General features: G+C 73.1%; 14 protein-coding genes. 7 read left to right on the top strand and 7 right to left on the bottom strand.

What is annotated here, in order from left to right; genetic code table 11:
- Window positions 1–98: 98 nt before the first annotated feature.
- From QWJ13_RS07355 to QWJ13_RS07340, 4 genes are all read right to left on the bottom strand, one after another.
- The gene (locus QWJ13_RS07355; protein ID WP_316521376.1) at window positions 99–1178 is read right to left on the bottom strand and encodes an NAD(P)/FAD-dependent oxidoreductase; all 1080 of its coding nucleotides are present in this window, start codon (window positions 1176–1178) and stop codon (window positions 99–101) included.
- 88 nt (window positions 1179–1266) lie between these two features.
- On the bottom strand, window positions 1267–2184 hold the full coding sequence (sigJ, locus tag QWJ13_RS07350) for an RNA polymerase sigma factor SigJ (RefSeq protein WP_316521373.1): 918 nt from the start codon (window positions 2182–2184) through the stop codon (window positions 1267–1269).
- 98 nt (window positions 2185–2282) lie between these two features.
- Window positions 2283–4301: an ABC transporter ATP-binding protein gene (locus tag QWJ13_RS07345; RefSeq protein WP_316521370.1), complete on the bottom strand. Its 2019-nt coding sequence runs from the start codon at window positions 4299–4301 to the stop codon at window positions 2283–2285.
- A gap of 73 nt (window positions 4302–4374) precedes the next feature.
- On the bottom strand, window positions 4375–6108 hold the full coding sequence (locus tag QWJ13_RS07340) for an ABC transporter ATP-binding protein (RefSeq protein ID WP_316521368.1): 1734 nt from the start codon (window positions 6106–6108) through the stop codon (window positions 4375–4377).
- Window positions 6109–6496: 388 nt separating this feature from the next.
- Between QWJ13_RS07340 and QWJ13_RS07335 the strand changes: the two genes are divergently transcribed.
- The 3 genes from QWJ13_RS07335 to QWJ13_RS07325 are packed head-to-tail and all read left to right on the top strand — an operon-like array spanning window position 6497 to window position 10305.
- Window positions 6497–8419: an AMP-dependent synthetase/ligase gene (locus QWJ13_RS07335; protein WP_316521367.1), complete on the top strand. Its 1923-nt coding sequence runs from the start codon at window positions 6497–6499 to the stop codon at window positions 8417–8419.
- 58 nt (window positions 8420–8477) lie between these two features.
- Entirely contained in the window at window positions 8478–9707 is a 1230-nt protein-coding gene (gene hemW, locus QWJ13_RS07330) for a radical SAM family heme chaperone HemW (RefSeq protein WP_316521366.1), read from the top strand.
- 40 nt (window positions 9708–9747) lie between these two features.
- On the top strand, window positions 9748–10305 hold the full coding sequence (locus QWJ13_RS07325; RefSeq protein WP_316521363.1) for a Uma2 family endonuclease: 558 nt from the start codon (window positions 9748–9750) through the stop codon (window positions 10303–10305).
- Here the strand turns inward: QWJ13_RS07325 and QWJ13_RS07320 are convergent.
- Genes QWJ13_RS07320 through htpX form a run of 3 tightly spaced genes read right to left on the bottom strand, consistent with a single transcriptional unit; the run spans window position 10296 to window position 12710 of the window.
- Window positions 10296–11129 (bottom strand): DUF3097 domain-containing protein, encoded by an 834-nt coding sequence (locus QWJ13_RS07320; RefSeq protein ID WP_316521361.1) that lies wholly within the window; start codon window positions 11127–11129, stop codon window positions 10296–10298. The genes QWJ13_RS07325 and QWJ13_RS07320 overlap by 10 nt on opposite strands.
- A 31-nt stretch (window positions 11130–11160) precedes the next feature.
- A complete protein-coding gene (pspAB, locus tag QWJ13_RS07315; RefSeq protein WP_316521359.1) occupies window positions 11161–11763 on the bottom strand; it encodes a PspA-associated protein PspAB in 603 nt (200 codons plus the stop codon).
- Window positions 11764–11789: 26 nt separating this feature from the next.
- A complete protein-coding gene (htpX, locus tag QWJ13_RS07310) occupies window positions 11790–12710 on the bottom strand; it encodes a zinc metalloprotease HtpX (protein WP_316521358.1) in 921 nt (306 codons plus the stop codon).
- A 285-nt stretch (window positions 12711–12995) separates the two neighbouring features.
- Here htpX and hrcA point away from each other — a divergent pair, with 285 nt between their 5' ends.
- The 4 genes from hrcA to QWJ13_RS07290 all read left to right on the top strand — a co-directional run bounded on the left by hrcA (window position 12996) and on the right by QWJ13_RS07290 (window position 19432).
- On the top strand, window positions 12996–14030 hold the full coding sequence (hrcA, locus tag QWJ13_RS07305; RefSeq protein ID WP_316521357.1) for a heat-inducible transcriptional repressor HrcA: 1035 nt from the start codon (window positions 12996–12998) through the stop codon (window positions 14028–14030).
- Between the two features lie 67 nt (window positions 14031–14097).
- Window positions 14098–15237 (top strand): molecular chaperone DnaJ, encoded by a 1140-nt coding sequence (dnaJ, locus tag QWJ13_RS07300; RefSeq protein ID WP_316521356.1) that lies wholly within the window; start codon window positions 14098–14100, stop codon window positions 15235–15237.
- 96 nt (window positions 15238–15333) lie between these two features.
- Window positions 15334–16083, top strand: a complete 750-nt coding sequence (locus QWJ13_RS07295) for a 16S rRNA (uracil(1498)-N(3))-methyltransferase (protein ID WP_316521353.1) — start codon at window positions 15334–15336, stop codon at window positions 16081–16083.
- Between the two features lie 85 nt (window positions 16084–16168).
- Window positions 16169–19432 (top strand): S41 family peptidase, encoded by a 3264-nt coding sequence (locus tag QWJ13_RS07290; RefSeq protein WP_316521350.1) that lies wholly within the window; start codon window positions 16169–16171, stop codon window positions 19430–19432.
- Window positions 19433–19521 lie beyond the last annotated feature (89 nt).

Genomic DNA, 19521 nt, shown 5'->3' with positions numbered 1-19521 from the left:
CCGGGCAGCGACAGCCGCCCGGGCCCTTCCGCATGTCCGGGGGTGCCCTCGGGGCCCTGCTCCGGACCCTCGGCCCTACCTGCCTCAGTCCCTCGGCCCTACCTCAGGCTCTTGAGGACCACGGCGCAGATCGCCGCCTTGGCCAGGCGTCCCGCGGTGCCGGTGAGCACGGTGGGCCGCATCGAGTCGTCCGGGCGGACGACCTGGAGCAGCCCGTCCCGCCGGCCGAGGCTCACGCACTGCACCAGGTAGCGGAAGGCGAACGGTCCCGTGGTGCGCCCGTCCAGCAGCTTGGCGAGGTACTGGCCCTGCGGCAGGGCGGTGGCGCAGCCCATCCGCAGGGTGCCGACGCCCGGGACGGTGACGGCGGCGGCGTCGCCGATCACGTGGACGTCCGGGTGGGAGACCGAGCGCAGGTGGTCGTCGACCAGGGCCCGGCCGCGTTCGTCCACGGCCAGTCCGGCCTCGGCGGCCAGCGGGTGCGGCTCCAGCGAGGCGGCCCAGACGGTGAGGCCGGCCTCGATCGGGCCGGCGGTGGTGCGCAGCCCGTCGGGGGTGACCTCGGTGACGGTGGCGTGCTCGTGGACGGTCACGCCGAGCCGGTCGAGGACGCGCCGGACGTGGGTGCGGCCCTGGTCCGAGTAGACGCCGCCGACCAGGCCGGAGGCGACGATCCGCACCCGCAGCCCGGGGTGGGCCTCGGCGAGTTCGGTGGCCAGTTCGATGCCGGTGGCGCCGCCGCCGACCACGGCCAGGGTGTCGGGCCGGCCGGGCGCGTCGAGCCGGCGGCGCAGTTCGTCGGCGCGTTCGGCCGAGTAGGCGTGCTGTTCGGCGCCGGGGACGCCGTGCCAGGCGGTGCGGCTGCCGAGGGCGTGGACCAGGGTGTCGTATGCCAGGGTGGTGCCGTCGTCCAGTCGGACCGTGCGGGCGGCCGGGTCGATCCCGACGGCTTTGGCCCGGCGGTGGGTGATCCGGCGGCCGCGGGTGAGGTCGCCGATGGTGGGCCAGTCGCGGCCGTGGCCGGCGGCGGTCTCGTGCTGGCGGATGCGGTGCAGGATCCGCGCCTCGGGGGCGACCAGGGTGACGGTGTGCCGCCGCCCGGCGCCCTTGGCCGCGGTGAGCCCGGCGTATCCGGCGCCCAGTACGACGATCCGCTGTCCGGTGGTGGTGCTGCTCATCTCGTCCGCCTCCTCGCGAGGGCGCTCCGGTGGAGCGCTGTTCGGGAAGGGGACGACGTGGCCGGTCGGGGTGTGACGGTGAGCCGCGTCACACCGGGAGCGGGTGGATCCGGGCGAGCTTCTCGGGGTTCACCACGACGTACGCTGCGGTGATCCTGCCGTCGGTGACGGTGAAGGCGAAGACGCCGTGGACGGTGCCGGTGGTCCGGTCGTACCAGAGCAGTCCGGGTTCGCCGTTGACGGCGGCGGTGGCGATGGCCGCGTCGGGGGTGAACCACTTGGCGACCATGCCGGCCACCAGGCGGGCCACCCGGTCGGCGCCGTGGACCGTGCGGGCGGCGGCGCGGACGATGCCGCCGCCGTCGGCGTGCCAGGCGACGTCCGGGTCGAGGACGTCCATCAGGGCCAGGATGTCGCCGCGGGTGCTGGCGGCGGCGAAGGCCTCGACCGCCCGGCGGTGCGCGCCCGGGTCGGTGTCGCCGGGGTGCCGGCCGCCGGCCCTGATCCGGCGGCGAGCCCTGGAGGCGAGCTGGCGGGCGGCGTCGGGGGTGCGCTCCAGGGAGGTGCCGATCTCCTCGAAGTCGACCGCGAAGACGTCGTGCAGGACGAAGGCGGCCCGTTCGGCGGGGGTGAGCTGTTCGAGGACGGTGAGCAGGGCGAGGGAGACGGACTCGCCGCGTTCGGCCAGTTCGGCGGGGGAGTCGGGGCCGTCGGCGTAGGAGACGGACGGTTCGGGCAGCCACTCGCCGTAGTAGGCCTCGCGGCGGGCGCGGGCGGAGCCCAGCTGGTCGTAGCAGAGCCGGGTGACGACGGTGGTGAGGAAGGCGCGTGGGTCGGCGACGGTGGTGCGGTCGGCGGCCTGCCAGCGCAGCCAGGCGTCCTGGAGGACGTCCTCGGCGTCGGTGAAGGAGCCGAGCAGCCGGTAGGCGACCGATCCGAGGTAGCGGCGGTTCGCCTCGAAGGCGTCGGGGGCGCCCGGCGCGTGCGGCTCCTGGTCGTCGATCACCGGCCCAAGGTAGCGCGCGGGGGTGCCGAAGCGAAGGGCCGGGAACGCGAAGGGCCGGGGCGGCAAGTCCGTGCCCCGGCCCTTCGCCTGACGCACGGTCAGTCCACCTCGACCGCGGCCTCGGCGAACTGCGCCTGGTAGAGCCGGGCGTAGGCGCCGTCGGCGGCGATCAGGTCGTCGTGCGAGCCCTGTTCGACGATCGAGCCGTTCTCCATCACCAGGATCACGTCGGCGTCCCGGATGGTGGAGAGCCGGTGGGCGATCACGAAGCTGGTGCGGCCGGTGCGCAGCCGGGCCATGGCCCGCTGGATCAGCACCTCGGTGCGGGTGTCGACGGAGCTGGTCGCCTCGTCCAGGACCAGGATGGACGGCTGGGCGAGGAACGCCCGGGCGATGGTGATCAGCTGCTTCTCTCCGGCGCTGACGCCGGTGCCCTCGTCGTCGATGACGGTGTCGTAGCCGTCCGGCAGGGTGCGCACGAAGCGGTCGACGTGGGCGGCCTTGGCGGCCTCGACGACCTGTTCGCGGGTGGCCGACTCGGCGCCGTAGGCGATGTTGTCGGCGATGCTGCCGCCGAACAGCCAGGTGTCCTGGAGCACCATGCCGATGCCGGAGCGCAGTTCCTCGCGGGACATCGCGGCGATGTCGACGCCGTCGAGGGTGATCCGTCCGGAGCTGATCTCGTAGAACCGCATCAGCAGGTTGACCATGGTGGTCTTGCCGGCGCCGGTGGGGCCGACGATGGCGACGGTCTGGCCGGGTTCGACCTTGAGGGAGAGGTCCTCGATGAGCGGCTTGTCGGGGTCGTAGCGGAAGGACACGTCCTGGAAGGCGACCCGGCCGCGCACCACGTCGGGCCGTTCGGGCATGGCGGGTTCGGGGCTCTGCTCGGGGGCGTCGAGCAGTTCGAAGACGCGCTCGGCGGAGGCGACGCCGGACTGGAGCAGGTTGGCCATGCTGGCGACCTGGGTGAGCGGCTGGCTGAACTGCCGGGAGTACTGGATGAACGCCTGGACGTCGCCGATGGACAGCGCGCCGCTGGCGACCCGCAGGCCGCCGACGACGGCGACCAGCACGTACTGGAGGTTGCCGATCAGCATCATCGCGGGCTGGATGATGCCGGAGATGAACTGGGCCCGGAAACTGGCCTGGTAGAGCGCGTCGTTGTGCTCGCGGAAGGTCTCGGCGGCCTCGTGCTGGCGGCCGAACACCTTGACCAGGGTGTGGCCGGTGTACATCTCCTCGATGTGGGCGTTGAGTTGGCCGGTGGACTTCCACTGCTGGACGAACTGGGGCTGGGCCCGCTTGCCGACCTTGGCGGCGACGACCACCGAGACGGGCACCGAGACGAGCGCGATGGCGGCGAGGATCGGGGAGATCCAGAACATCATCGCGAGCACGCCGACCACGGTGAGCAGCGAGTTGACGACCTGTCCCATGGTCTGCTGCATGGACTGGCCGATGTTGTCGATGTCGTTGGTGACGCGGCTGAGCACCTCGCCGCGGGGCTGCTTGTCGAAGTAGCTGAGCGGCAGTCGGGCGAGCTTGGCCTCGACGTCCTGGCGCAGCCGGTAGCCGGCGGCCTGGACGGCCTTGGTGGCCAGTCGGCCCTGGAAGATGCCGAAGACGGCGGAGGCGACGTAGACGCCGAGCACCCAGAGCAGGACGGTGCCGATGGCGCCGAAGTCCATGCCCTGGCCGGGGGTGAAGTGGACGGCGGAGAGGACGTCGGCGACGCCGCCCTCGCCGTGGGCGCGCAGCCCGTCGATGACCTGGTCCTTGGTGGTGCCGGCCGGGAAGCGGGCGCCGATGACGCCGGCGAAGATCAGGTCGGTGGCGTTGCCGAGGATCTTGGGGCCGATGACGGCGCAGCCGATGCCGAGCACGCCGAGGGCGAGGACGCCGATCAGGGTGTTGCGTTCGGGGCGCAGCAGGCCGAGGACGCGCTTGCCGGAGCCCTTGAAGTCCATGGACTTCTCGGCGCCCTGGCCGCCCGCGAAGCGGCCGGGGCCGGCCGGGCCGCGGCGGGCGGCGGCGGCCTGCGAGTCGCTGGGCAGGTCGGGCTTCTTCAGGTCGGGCTTGGAACCGCTCGGCGCGGGCTTTCCGGGGCTGGTCATGCGCCCACCTCGCCGCGCTCGGCAGGGGTGTTCGCCCGCGCGCACCTCTTGATGGTTCGCTCGCTTCGCTCGTTCACGCTGCCTCCTGCTCGGTGAGCTGGGAGAGCACGATCTCCCGGTACGTCGGATTGTCGGCCATCAGCTCGTGGTGGGTTCCGGTGCCGACGACGGCGCCCTCGTCGAGGACGATGATCCGGTCGGCGTCGCGGATGGTGGACACGCGCTGGGCGACGATCAGGACGGTGGCGTCGGAGGTCTCGCGGGCCAGGGCTTTGCGGAGCTTGGCGTCGGTGGCGTAGTCGAGCGCGGAGAAGGAGTCGTCGAAGAGGTAGACGGCGGGCCTGCGGACCAGGGTCCGGGCGATGGCCAGGCGTTGGCGTTGGCCGCCGGAGACGTTGCCGCCGCCCTGGGCGATGGGGGCGTCCAGGCCTTCGGGCAGTTTTTCGACGAACTCCTTGGCCTGGGCGATCTCCAGGGCGTGCCAGAGTTCCTCGTCGGTGGCGTCGGGCCGGCCGTAGCGGAGGTTGCTGGCGACGGTGCCGGAGAAGAGGTAGGGCTTCTGCGGGACGATGCCGACGTTCTCGGCGATGGCGGCGGGGGCGAGTTCGCGGACGTCCACGCCGTCGATCAGGACCTGGCCGGAGGTGGCGTCGAAGAGCCGGGGGACGAGGCCGAGCAGAGTGGACTTGCCGCTGCCGGTGGAGCCGATGATGGCGGTGGTCTCGCCGGGGCGGGCGGTGAGGTCGATGCCGCGCAGCACCGAGGCCTCGGCGCCGGGGTAGCGGAAGTCGACGGAGCGCAGTTCGAGGTTGCCGCGCCGCTGGGCCTCGGTGACGGGGGCGGTGGGCGGGACGACGCTGCTGTCGGTGCCGAGGACTTCCTGGACGCGTTCGGCGCAGACCTCGGCGCGCGGCACCATCATGAACATGAAGGTGGCCATCATGACGCTCATCAGGATCTGCATCAGGTAGGTGAGGAAGGCGGTGAGCGCGCCGATCTGCATGGCGCCGCCGTCGATGCGGTGGGCGCCGAACCAGAGCACGGCGACGCTGGAGACGTTCACGACCAGCATGACGGCGGGGAACATGATGGACATCAGCCGGCCGACCTGGCGGGCGACCTGGGTGAGGTCCTCGTTGGCGCCGGCGAAGCGGGCCTGCTCGTGGTCGTCCTTGACGAAGGCGCGGATGACCCGGATGCCGGTGATCTGCTCGCGCAGGACCCGGTTCACGGTGTCGATCCGTTCCTGCATGCTGCGGAACTTGGGGCGCAGCGCGCGGACCAGCAGGACGACGACGACGCCGAGGGCGGGGATGACGGCGAGCAGCAGGCCGGACAGCGGGACGTCCTGGTTGAGCGCCATGATGATGCCGCCGACGCACATGATCGGTGCGGCGACCATGAGCGTGAAGCTCATCAGGGCGAGCATCTGGACCTGCTGGACGTCGTTGGTGGTGCGGGTGATCAGCGAGGGGGCGCCGAACTGGCCGACCTCCCGGGCGGAGAAGCTCTGCACCCGGTCGAAGACGGCGGCGCGGACGTCGCGGCCGAAGGCCATCGCGGTGCGGGCGCCGATGAAGACGGCGCCGATGGAGCAGAGGGCCTGGACGACGGTCACGCCGATCATCACCGCGCCGAGGCGCAGGATGTAGCCGGTGTCGCCCTTGACCACGCCGTCGTCGATGATGTCGGCGTTGAGCGTCGGCAGGTAGAGCGCCGCGAGGGTGGACACCAGCTGGAGCAGTACCAGCAGGGTGATCGGTCGGGAGTACGGGCGCAGGTACGCCCTCAGCAGTCTGATCAGCACTAGCACACTCTTGTCGTCGCCGGTCGGGTTCGCACCCCAATTCTCGGTGTTCTGTAGCGTCGTACAGGCCATTGGGGGTGGGGGAGCCGGAGGTATTGCCGGGCCTTTGCCGAACGGCCGGGTGCGGCGCGGGTGTGGCGCGGCTGCGGCGCGGGCGCGGCAGGGGCGCGGCAGGGGTGCGGCCGTGGTCCGGACCGTGCCCGGCACGCTCGTGGTGGCGGCGTGCTGTAGGTCTGTTGCCCCCTTACGGAATGACCGGTTTCCCCCTAGGCTGCTTGATGCCCTCTTGTTACTGGCCGGTATCGCGCCGGTGAACCGGGGCCCGGCGACCGCCCCCACGGCTGCCGTGACAATCCCTCAGACGGCCACCCGCCACCGGAGGTCCTCGTTGAGTTCCGCGCAGTCCCTGATCGACTCCGGCAGGCCCGACCTGGTCGCCGGTCGTCCCGCCTCCGTCGCCCACCTGTTCCTGGAGCGGGTCGCCCTGACCCCGAACGCCGAGGCCTACCGCTACCCCTCGCCCGTGGACGAGCAGGCCGCGGACGGCGCGCCCGGCGCCGAGCAGTGGCGCTCGCTCACCTGGGCGCAGACCGCGGCCCGGGTCAAGGCGGTGGCCGCCGGACTGATGTCGCTCGGCATCCACCCGGAGGACCGGGTCGCCCTGGCCTCCTCGACCCGGATCGAATGGATCGTCGCCGACCTCGGCGCCATGTGCGCGGGCGCCGCGATCACCACCGTCTACCCGAGCACCAACGCGGACGAGACCGGGTTCATCCTCTCCGACTCCGGCTCCCGGGCGCTGTTCGCGGAGAACGAGGCCCAGCTGGCCAAGGCGGTCGGGCAGCTTGAGCAGCTGCCCGACCTGCGCACCGTGATCCTCTTCGACGCGCCCGCGCAGGCCCCCGAGGCCGGCGGCCTGGAGCTGCTCACCCTCGCCGAGCTGGAGGAGCGCGGCACCCGGTACCTGGCGGAGCACCCGGACGCGGTGGAGAAGACCGTCGACGGGCTCGGCAAGGAGCAGCTGGCCACCCTCATCTACACCTCCGGCACCACCGGCCGCCCCAAGGGCGTGCGCCTGGTGCACGACTGCTGGGCGTACGAGGGCCGGGCGCAGGAGTCCAGCGGGCTGCTGGGCCCCGACGACGTGCAGTTCATGTGGCTGCCGCTGTCGCACGTGTTCGGCAAGACGCTGATCTCGGGGCAGATCGCCACCGGGCACGTGATGGCGGTGGACGGCCGGGTGGACCGGATCATCCACAACCTGCCGGTGATCCGGCCGACCATCATGGCCTCGGCGCCGCGCATCTTCGAGAAGGTCTACAACGGCATCGCGGGCAAGGCGCGGGCCGAGGGCGGCGCCAAGTACAAGATCTTCATGTGGGCGGCCAAGGTCGCCCGGGAGCACGCCCGGGTGGTCCAGGAGAGCCGGGTCGCCACCGGCACCGGGTCCGCCCCGCTGGGCCTGCGGGCGCAGCACTCGCTGGCCGACAAGCTGGTGTACGCGAAGATCCGGGCGGCCTTCGGCGGCCGGCTGCGCGGCGCGGTCTCCGGCAGCGCCGCGCTCGCCCCGGAGATCGGCTACTTCTTCCTCGGCGCCGGGGTGCCGATCCTGGAGGGCTACGGCCTGAGCGAGACCAGTGCCGGCTCCTGCGTCAACCGTGCGGAGGACGTGCGGATCGGCACGGTGGGCCGCCCGCTGCCCGGCACCGAGGTGCGGATCGCCGAGGACGGCGAGATCCTGCTGCGCGGCCCGGGTGTGATGCGCGGCTACCACAACCTGCCGGAGAAGACCGACGAGGTGCTGGAGCCGGACGGCTGGTTCCACACCGAGGACATCGGCGAGCTGACCCCGGACGGCTTCCTGCGGATCACCGACCGCAAGAAGGACCTGTTCAAGACCTCCGGCGGCAAGTACGTGGCGCCCAGCGAGGTCGAGGGCAAGTTCAAGGCGGTCTGCCCGTTCGTCAGCAACATCCTGGTGATCGGCAACGGCCGCAACTACTGCACCGCGCTGATCGGCCTGGACGAGGCGGTCCTGCTGCCGTGGGCCGCCGAGCACGGCCTGGCCGGCAAGTCCTACGCCGAGCTGGCCGCCGAGCCGGCCGTGCACGAGCTGATCGAGGGCTTCGTCAAGCGGGTCAACGGCGGCCTCCAGCGCTGGCAGACGATCAAGAAGTTCCATCTGCTGCCGCGCGACCTCGACATCGAGCACGGCGAGCTCACGCCCAGCCTGAAGATCAAGCGCCCGGTGGTCGAGCGGACCTACGCGGACGCGGTGAGCGCGATGTACGCGGGCGCCAACGAGGCCTGAGCCCGCCCGCTCCCGTACGGCTCACCCGGTCGGGCGAGCCGTACGGGACAATGGGCTCATGCCCTCCGCACTTCCCGACGGCGAACCGGTGCCGTCCGACGGTTCCCTGCCCGCGCCCGCCCTCGCCGGGCTCGGTTCGCGGCCGTTCGGCTTCTACCTGCACGTGCCGTACTGCGCCAGCCGCTGCGGCTACTGCGACTTCAACACCTACACCGCCACCGAGCTGCGCTCCTCCGGGACCGTCGCCTCGCAGGAGACGTACGCGGACAACGTGGTCGCCGAGATCCGCCTCGCCCGGAAGGTGCTGGGGGGTGCGGACCTCCCGGTGGAGACCGTCTTCCTCGGCGGCGGCACCCCGACCCTGCTGCCCGCCCGCGACCTGGTGAAGATGCTCGCCGCGATCCGCGAGGAATTCGGGCTCGCCGAGGGCGCCGAGGTCACCACCGAGGCCAACCCGGAGTCCGTCGACCCGGCGTACCTGGCCGAGCTGCGCGAGGGCGGCTACAACCGGATCTCCTTCGGCATGCAGAGCGCCCGCCCGCACGTCCTGCAGCTGCTCGACCGCCACCACACCCCGGGCCGCCCCGAGGCCTGCGTGGCCGAGGCCCGCGCGGCCGGCTTCGAGCACGTCAACCTCGACCTCATCTACGGCACCCCGGGCGAGTCCGACGACGACTGGCGGGCCTCCCTGGACGCCGCCATCGGCGCCGGGCCCGACCACGTCTCCGCGTACTCGCTGATCGTCGAGGACGGCACCAAGCTGGCCGCCCGGGTCAAGCGCGGCGAACTGCCGATGATCGACGACGACGTGCACGCCGACCGCTACCTGATCGCCGAGGAGGCGCTCGCCGCCGCCGGCTACTCCTGGTACGAGGTCTCCAACTGGGCCACCACCCCCGAGGGCCGCTGCCGCCACAACGAGCTCTACTGGACCGGCGCCGACTGGTGGGGCGCCGGCCCCGGCGCCCACAGCCACGTCGGCGGCGTCCGCTGGTGGAACGCCAAGCACCCCGCCGCCTACGCCCAGGCCCTGGCGGAGCACCGCACCCCGGCCCTGGCCCGCGAGGTGCTGGCCGACGAGGACCGCCGCGTCGAACGCATCCTCCTCGAACTGCGCCTGGTCGACGGCGTCGCCCTCGACCTGCTCACCGACACCGGCCGCGAGGCCGCCGCCCGGGCCCTCGCCGACGGCCTCCTCGCCCCCGCCCCCTACGCCGGTGGCCGCGCCGCCCTCACCCTCCAGGGCCGCCTCCTGGCCGACGCGGTGGTACGTGATCTGGTGGACTGATTGTCGTTAACGTGGTGTCAGCCGGCGGAGGGAGCGCGCAGTGACCGCCATCGATGACCGGGTGACGAGGATCTTCGAGAACCTGGAGGTCCCTGAAGGCTTCAAGGCCGAGCTCATCAGGGGGGAAATCGTGATGATGGCCGGGCCGGACATGGTCCACAACCTCATCATCCGGGCCATCCAGCACCAGACGCCGTATGCCCGGTGGAACGCCCTGACCACGCAGGATGTCGCCTTCCCCCGCGAGGCGAGTGAGCCGCAGCCGGACCTGGTCGTGTTCGAGCGCGGGGCGGCGGAGGAGAGCGGCCGGCTGCTGCCCGCGCTCGCGGTCACGCTGGTGGTCGAGGTCGTCTCCAAGACCAGCGCCCTGCGCGACTACCGGACCAAGCGGGAGCTCTACGCGCAGGGCCGGATTCCCGCCTACCTGATCGTCGACCCGCTCAAGGGCGTCTGTGTGCTGCTGACCGAGCCGAGTCGGGCGGCCGCGTCCGGGCTGCCGGACTATGCGGTCGAGCGGACCGCGAAGTTCGGCGAGTCGATCCCGCTGGACTTGCTCGACATCACGCTCGACACCTCGGAGTTCAAGACCTACTCCTGACCCGGCAGGGCCGTGAAGTCGATCAGTTCCTCGACCCTCCCGAGCAGGGCGGGCTCCAGGTCCTTGTAGCTGTTCACCTTCGACAGGATGTGCTTCCAGGCCGCCGGGGTGTCCACCGGCCAGCCCAGGCGGCGGCAGGTGCCCTCCTTCCAGTCCTCGCCCCTCGGGACGGCGGGCCAGGCGGGGATGCCCACGCTCGACGGCTTCACGGCCTGCCAGATGTCGATGTAGGGGTGGCCGACGACCAGCACCGAGTCGCCGGTGACCTGGGCGGCGATGCGGTGCTCCTTGGTGCCGGGGAGCAGGTGGTCGACCAGGACGCCGAGGCGCCGGCCGGGGCCGGGGGCGAAGTCGGCGACGATCGCGGGCAGGTCGTCGATGCCCCGGAGGTACTCGACGACCACGCCCTCGATCCGCAGGTCGTCGCCCCAGACCCGCTCGACCAGCTCCGCGTCGTGCCGGCCCTCGACGTAGATGCGGGACTCGCGGGCCACCCGGGCGCGGGCACCGGGGACGGCTGTCGAGCCGGAGGCGGTACGGCCCGGGGCGCGGGAGGGGGCCGGGCCCGCCGGGCGGACCAGGGTGACGGCCTTGCCGTCCAGCAGGAAGCCGCGCGGCACCAGCGGGAACACCCGGTGCTTGCCGAAGCGGTCCTCCAGGGTGACGGTGAACCCCTCGGCGGTCTTCTCGCAGCGCACCACGGCCCCGCAGAAGCCGGTCGCCGCCTCCTCGACCACCAGGTCCCGCTCGGCGGGCACCTCCGGGGCCGGGGCCTGCTTCTTCCACGGCGGGGTCAGGTCGGGTCCATACGGGCGGCTGCGCATACGGGTGATCATAAGGACGGCGGACGGCGCGTCAGAGGCCCGGCGCGCCCCAGACCGGGAACCAGCGGCTCAGGTCCTTCTCCAGCCGCAGGTCGTTCGCCAGCATCGCGTTGACCTGGAGTTCCAGCGGGCTGTTGCGCCGCTCCCCGCCGCCCGGCATCGGGGCGAAGGGGTAAAAAGTACCCCGCTTGTAGAGGTAGACCAGGGCCAGCGACTGCCCCTCCGGACTGCCGCCCCCCTCGTTCCGTCGGAAGGCGACCAGCGAGCAGAGCAGCTGCGGCCCGAAGCCGTTCGCCTCCAGCTCGCTGTTGACGGCGTGCAGGTCGTTCACCAGCTCCGGCAGCTCCTCGGGCAGGTGCCGGGCGAGCAGCCAGGAGTAGCCGTAGCCGTCCTTGGAGGCCTCCACCGGGACGCCGCCGCGCTCGGTGTCGGCGTCCAGCAGCGCCCGGACCTGCTGCTCGACCTGGACGAAGGCCGCGCCCTCGACGGCCGCGAAGCAGACCGAGCCGAGCCCGGTGGGGGTGAATCCGGCCCCGGCCTCCAGGGTGAGCGCGGCGGACGGCACGCCGAACAGCTGGTCCAGGTCGGGCTTGACGGGCTTGCTGCGGCCGAACAGGGTGTCCAGGAATCCCACGGCGGTCCTTTCGGTGCGCGAGCGGCTCAGCGGCCGAGCTGCTCGGAGATCTTCGCCAGCTGCTCCAGCCGCTTCTCCAGCGTCGGGTGGGTGGAGAACAGCTGCGAGGCGGTCTCCCGGGCGCTCAGCGCGGGGGCGAAGTAGAAGGCGTTGTACGGCTGGGCCTTGCGCAGGTCCTTGGTGGGGATGGCCGCGATCTGCCCGGTCACCTTGGTGAGCGCGGAGGCCAGCGAGCTGGGGCGGCCGGTGAGCTGGGCGGCGGCCCGGTCCGCGGCCAGCTCGCGGTAGCGGGACAGCAGCCGGGTGAGCAGGAAGCTGATCGCGTAGACGACGATCGACACCAGCGGGATGATCAGCGCCAGGATGGCCGCGTTCTGGTCGTTGTTGTTGCGCCCGCCGCCCATGAATCCGCCGTACATCGCGATCCTGGTCATCGCCCCGGCGAGGACGCCGAGGAACCCGGCGATCGTCATCACCGCGACGTCCCGGTGGGCGACGTGCGACAGCTCGTGGGCGAGGACGCCCTCCAGTTCCTCCGGCTCCAGCCGGCGCAGCAGCCCGGTGGTCACGCAGACCACCGCGTTCTGCGGGTTGCGGCCGGTGGCGAAGGCGTTCGGCATGTCGTTGTCGGCGACCGCCACCCGCGGTTTGGGCATGTCGGCCAGCGCGCAGAGCCGGTCGACGGTGCCGTGCAGCTGGGGGAACTGCTCCGGGGACACCTGGTGGGCGCCCATCGCCCGCTCGGTGATCTTGTCGCTGAACCAGAACTGGGCCACGAACAGCCCGCCGGAGATCAGCACGATCAGTGGCCAGGCGCCGCGCAGCAGCGCGATCAGCAGGCCGGTGAAACCGACGTACAGCAGCCCGATCACGAACATCGTCGCGACCATGCGGCCGGTCAGGCCGCGGTCGGGCGCGAAACGGGTGTGCTGGCCCGAGCTCGACATCGCTTGCTCCTCCGTTCGCCGTCGCTTTCGATGCTGCCACCCGGACGGCCTCCCGGCACCACCCCGGCGCCGGGAGGATCGAACTGCCGGGCCCGCGTGGGCCGGTGCGGAACTGCGGGGAGGATCACCCCGGTCGGGCCGTTCCTGCCGTAGGACCCGGGCCTTACACTGGCAGGTACGGATCTGGCACTCGGGCGTTCAGAGTGCCAAGGCCGGGGCCCTCTCGGAGCGGCCCGCAGCAAGGCATACAGACGGACGACGTGCGAAGACGGAGGTGCGTGCCCCATGGCCGGTGAGGTCCGCCAGCTGGACGAACGCAAGCTCGCCGTGCTCCGCGCGATCGTGCAGGACTACGTGGGCACCGAGGAGCCGGTCGGCTCCAAGGCCCTGGTGGACCGGCACAACCTCGGGGTCTCGCCGGCGACCGTGCGCAACGACATGGCGGCGCTGGAGGAGGAGGGCTACATCCACCAGCCGCACACCAGCGCCGGACGCATCCCGACCGACAAGGGGTACCGCCTCTTCGTCGACAAGCTCGCGGAGATCAAGCCGATGAGCGCCCCCGAGCGCCGGGCCATCCGGCACTTCCTGGACGGCGCGGTCGACCTGGACGACGTGGTGGCCCGCACGGTGCGGCTGCTCGCCCAGCTGACCCGGCAGGTCGCGGTGGTGCAGTACCCCTCGCTGACGCGCTCCACCGTCCGGCACATCGAGCTGGTGGCGCTGGCCCCGGCCAAGGTGATGCTGGTGCTGATCACCAACACCGGTCGGGTCGAGCAGCGGATGGTCGACTGCCCCGGCACGGTCGGTGAGACGCTCCTGGCGGACCTGCGCGGCCGGATCAACGCACGCGCCATCAACCAGCGCCTCCCGGACGTCCCGGGGCTGCTGGAGGAGCTGCCGGCGCTGTTCGAGCAGGTCGACCGGCCGACCGTGAGCACGGTCCTGGCGACGTTGTTCGAGACGCTCGCCGAGCAGAACGAGGAGCGGATCATGCTGGCCGGCACGGCCAACCTGACCCGCTTCGGACACGACTTCCCGCTCACCATCCAGCCGGTGCTGGAGGCCCTGGAGGAGCAGGTCATCCTGCTCCGCCTCCTGGGCGAGACCGGGGACGCCGCGATGACGGTCCGGATCGGCCGGGAGAACGCGTACGAGGGGCTGAATTCCACCTCGGTCGTTTCGGTCGGCTACGGTTCGGGCGACGAGAGCGTGGCCAAACTGGGTGTGATCGGTCCGACCCGGATGGACTACCCGGGCACAATGGGGGCGGTGCGGGCGGTGGCACGGTACGTGGGCCAGATCCTGGCCGAGTCCTAGCAAGCGGCCCTCCGCGGAGGGCCAACCAGTCGCAGCACTACTACAGGCGGAACAAGCGGAGCATTTGGTGGCCACGGACTACTACGCGGTACTCGGCGTCCGACGGGATGCGGGGCAGGACGAGATCAAGAAGGCGTTCCGGCGCCTGGCGCGCGAACTGCACCCGGACGTCAACCCGGACCCGAAGACGCAGGAGCGGTTCAAGGAGATCAACGCCGCCTACGAGGTGCTCTCCGACCCGCAGAAGCGCCAGGTCTACGACCTCGGCGGCGACCCGCTCTCCCCGAGCGGCGGCGGTGCGGGCGGCTTCGGCGCCGGCGCGGCGGGCTTCGGCTTCTCCGACATCATGGACGCCTTCTTCGGCGCCGCGGCCGGCCAGCGCGGCCCGCGCTCGCGCACCCGCCGCGGCCAGGACGCCATGATCCGGCTGGAGATCACCCTGGAGGAGGCCGCCTTCGGCACCACCAAGGAACTCCAGGTCGACACCGCCGTCACCTGCACTACCTGCAGTGGCGAGGGCGCGGCCCCCGGCACCACGGCGCAGACCTGTGACATGTGCCGCGGCAAGGGCGAGGTCTCCCAGGTCACCCGGTCCTTCCTGGGCCAGGTCATGACCTCCCGCCCCTGCCCGCAGTGCCAGGGCTTCGGCACCGTGGTGCCGACCCCGTGCCCGGAGTGCGCCGGCGACGGCCGCGTGCGCGCCCGCCGCACCCTGACCGTCAAGATCCCGGCCGGTGTCGACAACGGCACCCGGATCCAGCTGGCCGGCGAGGGCGAGGTCGGCCCCGGCGGCGGCCCGGCCGGCGACCTGTACGTCGAGATCGCCGAGACCACCCACAACATCTTCCAGCGGCGCGGGGACGACCTGCACTGCACCGTCACCATCCCGATGACGGCGGCCGCGCTCGGCACCCAGGTGCCCCTCCAGACCCTGGACGGCCTGGAGGAGGTCGACATCCGGCCCGGCACCCAGTCCGGCCAGTCGATCCCGCTGCACGGCCGGGGCATCACCCACCTGCGCGGCGGCGGCCGCGGCGACCTGATAGTGCACGTCGAGGTGAAGACGCCCAGCAAGCTCGACGCCGAGCAGGAGGAGCTGCTGCGCCGCCTCGCGGTGCTGCGCGGCGAGGAGCGGCCGTCCGGCCAGTTCGCGCCGGGCCAGCAGGGCCTGTTCTCGCGTCTCAAGGACGCCTTCAACGGCCGGTAGCCGTCCGCGGAGGGGTGCCGGGGGCAGGGCCCGCACGATGGGCCCGCCCCCGGCACCCCTCCCGTGTTCTCGTCCCACTCCCGGAGGTTCCCCGTCATGACCGCGCCCGTCTTCGTCGTCGAGACCGAGCGGATCGCCACCGCCGTGCCCGGGGCCGTGGTGCGCCTGGACGGCCCGGAGGGGCGGCACGCGGCCGCGGTGAAGCGGCTGGAGCCGGGCGAGGCGGTGACCCTGGCCGACGGCCTGGGGCTCGGTGTGGACGGCACGGTCGCCGAGGTGCTCGGCAAGGACGCGATCGACGTGACGGTCGCCGCCGTGCGCCGGGAGCCGGAGCCCGCGCCGCGGATCGTCGTCGTCCAGGCGCTGCCCAAGGGCGACCGCGGCGAACTGGCCGTGGAGACCATGACCGAGGTCGGCGTGGACGTGGTCGTCCCGTGGGCCGCCTCGCGCTGCATCACCCAGTGGAAGGGCGAGCGCGGCGCCAAGGCGCTCGCCAAGTGGCGGGCCACCGCCCGGGAGGCCGGAAAGCAGTCCCGCCGGGTGCGCTTCCCCGAGGTGCGCGAGCCGATGACCACCCGGCAGCTGGCCCCCCTCCTGGCGCAGGCCGCGCTCGCGGCCGTGCTGCACGAGGAGGGCGCCGAGCCGCTGGCGCACGCCGCGCTGCCCGACAGCGGGGACATCGTGCTGGTGGTCGGCCCGGAGGGCGGGGTCTCCCCGGAGGAGCTGGCCGCCTTCGCCGAGGCGGGCGCGAAGCCGTACCGGCTGGGCCCCTCGGTGCTGCGCACCTCCACCGCCGGGGTGGCCGCCGGCGCGCTGCTGCTGGGGCGCACCGGCCGCTGGTCCTGACACCCCCTAGCAGCCGTTCGCGGGCAGCGCCGGGAGTCTTCGAAAACCGGCACGGATCGTACCGGCGGCTGCCTAGGCTGGCCGGGTGACGGACTCTCTGAGCACCCCGCCGAACGCCTACCTCCGCCATCCCCACCTGCACGGCGACCTGGTCGCCTTCGTCGCCGAGGACGACCTCTGGCTCGCCCCGCTGGACGGCGGCCGGGCCTGGCGGCTGACCGCCGACCACCTGCCGGTCCACCACCCGCGGTTCTCCCCGGACGGCCGGCACCTCGCCTTCACCTCCACCCGGGACGGCGCCCCCGAGGTGCACGTGGTGCCGGTGGACGGCGGCCCGTCCCGCCGGCTCACCCACTGGGGCAGCCACCAGACCCGGGTGCTCGGCTGGACCGCCGACGGCGACCCGATCGCCGCCACCAGCGCTGGCGAGGCCGATCTCCGCCGCACCTGGGCGCACGCCGTGCCGCTGGACGGCGGCGAGCCGCGGCGGCTGCCGTACGGGCCGGTCGGCGGCCTCGCCTTCGAGCCCGGCGGGGACCGGGTGCTGCTGAGCAGCGTCAACGGCCGCGACCCGGCCTGGTGGAAGCGCTACCGGGGCGGACGGGCCGGCCGGCTGTGGCTCGGCCGGGACGAATTCGCCCGCGTCCACGCGGAGTTGGACGGCCAGCTGGACTCGCCGCTGTGGGTGGCTGGGCCCCTCCTGCCCGATGGCGGGCAAGGAGGGAGGATCGCGTTCCTGTCCGACCACGAGGGCGTCGGCGAACTGTGGTCCAGCCGCCCCGACGGCACCGACCTGCGCCGCCACACCGCCGACCCGGACGGCTTCTACGCCCGCGGCGCCACCACCGACGGCACCCGGGTGGTCTTCCACCGGGCCGGGGACCTCTGGCTGCTGGACGACCTGGAGGGCGCCGAACCGCGCCGCCTGGACGTCCGGCTGGCCGGCCCGCGGGCCGGGCGCCGCCCCCGCCCGGTGCCCGCCGCGCACTGGCTGGAGTCCGTCGCCCCCGACCGCACCGGCCGGGGCAGCGCCGTGGTGGTGCGCGGCGGCGTGCACTGGCTGACCCACCGCGAGGGCCCGGCCCGGGTGCTGGACGAAACCCCCGGCGTGCGGGGGCGCCTGGTGCGGGTGGTGCCGGGCGAGGACGGCGCCCAGGGCGTGCTCTGGGTGTCCGACGCCGAGGGCGAGGACGCCCTGGAGTTCGCCCCCGACCCGCACGGCGCCGAGCGCCGCCGGCTGGCCGCCGGGCAGCTCGGCCGGGTCAACTCGCTGGTGGTCTCCCCGGACGGCAAGCAGGCCGCGGTCGGCGTGCACGACGGCCGGGTGCTGCTGGTCGCGCTGGCCGACGGCGCCGTGCACGAGCTGGACCGCAGCGCCGACGGCGAGGTCTCCGGGCTGGCCTTCAGCCCCGACTCGGCCTGGCTGGCCTGGTCGCGCCCGGCGCGCGGGATGGGCCCGTTCTCGCTGCGCCAGATCGTGCTGGCCAACCTGGCCACCCGGACGGTCGGCGAGGTCACCCAGCCGCGCTTCCTGGACACCTCGCCCGCCTTCACCGCGGACGGCCGCTACCTGGCCTTCCTGTCGGTGCGCAACTTCGATCCGGTCTACGACGCCCACGCCTTCGACCTGGCCTTCCCGAACGGCTGCCGCCCCTACCTGGTCACACTGGCCGCCGACACCCCCTCCCCGTTCGGCCCGCAGCGGGCCGGGCGCCCGCTCGGCGGCGAGGAGGACGAGCCGAAGGCCAGGAAGGCGGACGGCGAGGAGGCGGGCGCCGACGCCGCGCCGGCCACCAAGGTCGACCTGGACGGCATCGCCGACCGGATCGTCCCCTTCCCGGTCCAGGGCGGCCGCTTCGAGGAGTTGGCCGCCGCCAAGGACGGCGTGCTCTGGACCAGGGCCCCGCTGCTGGGCGAACTCGGCGACGAGGCCGCCTCGTTGGACGACGACCGGCCCCGCCCGGTGCTGGAGCGCTTCGACCTGCGCAAGCGCCGGGTCGAGCAACTGGTGCACGGTCTGGACGACTTCGCGGTCAGCGGGGACGGCACCCGGGTGGCCGTGCTGGACGAGGGCGAGCTGCGGGTCCTGCCGGCCGACCACAAGGGCGGCGACGACGAGGAGACCACCGTCGACCTCGCCCGGCTGCGGGTGACCGTCGACCCGGCCGCCGAGTGGCGGCAGATGTACGCCGAGAACGGCCGGCTGATGCGGGACAACTACTGGCGCCCCGACCTCTCCGGCGTCGACTGGGCCGGGGTGCTGGAGCGCTACCGCCCGCTGGTCGAGCGGGTCGGCTCGCACGACGAACTGGTCGACCTGCTCTGGGAGGTGCACGGCGAACTCGGCACCTCGCACGCCTACGTGCTGCCCTACGGCCGGTACACCGAGCCCGCCCGGCGCCAGGGCCTGCTCGGCGCCGACCTGGTCCGGGACGGCGAGCGGTGGCGGATCGCCCGCATCCTGCCCGGGGAGTCCTCCGACCCCCGGGCCCGCTCGCCGCTGGCCGCGCCCGGCGCCGCGATCCGCCCGGGCGACGCGGTGCTCGCCGTCAACGGCCGCCCGGTGGACCCGGTCAGCGGCCCGGCCCCGCTGCTGGCCGGCACCGCCGGGCAGCCGGTCGAGCTCACCGTGGCCGGGAAGGACGGCACCGACCGCCGCCACCCGGTGGTCGTCCCGCTCGCCGACGAGGAGCCGCTGCGCTACCACGACTGGGTGGCCGGGCGGCGGGCCGCGGTGCGCGAGCTGTCCGGCGGGCGGCTGGGCTACCTCCACGTGCCCGACATGCAGACGGCCGGCTGGGCGCAGCTGCACCGCGACCTGAGCACCGAGATGGCCCGGGAGGGCCTGGTCGTCGACATCCGGGGCAACCGGGGCGGCCACACCTCCCAACTGGTGATCGAGAAGCTGGCCCGCCGGATCGTCGGCTGGGCCGTCGCCCGGGACACCGACCACCCGGTGCCCTACCCGCAGGACGCCCCGCGCGGCCCGGTGGTCGCGCTCGCCGACGAGTTCACCGGCTCGGACGGCGACGTGGTCAACGCCGCCGTCCAGGCGCTCGGCATCGGCCCGGTGGTCGGCGTGCGCACCTGGGGCGGGGTGATCGGCATCGACATGCGCTACCGGCTGGTCGACGGCACCCTGGTCACCCAGCCCAAGTACGCGTTCTGGGTGGAGAACTACGGCTGGGGGCTGGAGAACCACGGCGTCGACCCGGACGTCGAGGTGCCGTTCGCCCCGCACCACTGGGCGGCCGGCGAGGACCCGCAGCTGTCCGAGGGCGTCCGGCTCGCCCTGGCCGCGTTGGCCGGGGCCCCGGCCCGTACGGCGCCGCCGCTGCCCTGGGAGTAGCGGTACCGCCGGAGCGGGCCGACCGCCCGCTCCGGCGGTGTCGGGTTGCGTGGGTAGGATGCGGGGCTGTTTCTTGATCCACAGCTCAC

Source organism: Kitasatospora brasiliensis, assembly GCF_032654805.1.
Lineage (GTDB): Bacteria > Actinomycetota > Actinomycetes > Streptomycetales > Streptomycetaceae > Kitasatospora > Kitasatospora brasiliensis.
This window is presented reverse-complemented; position numbering and strand designations above follow the sequence as displayed.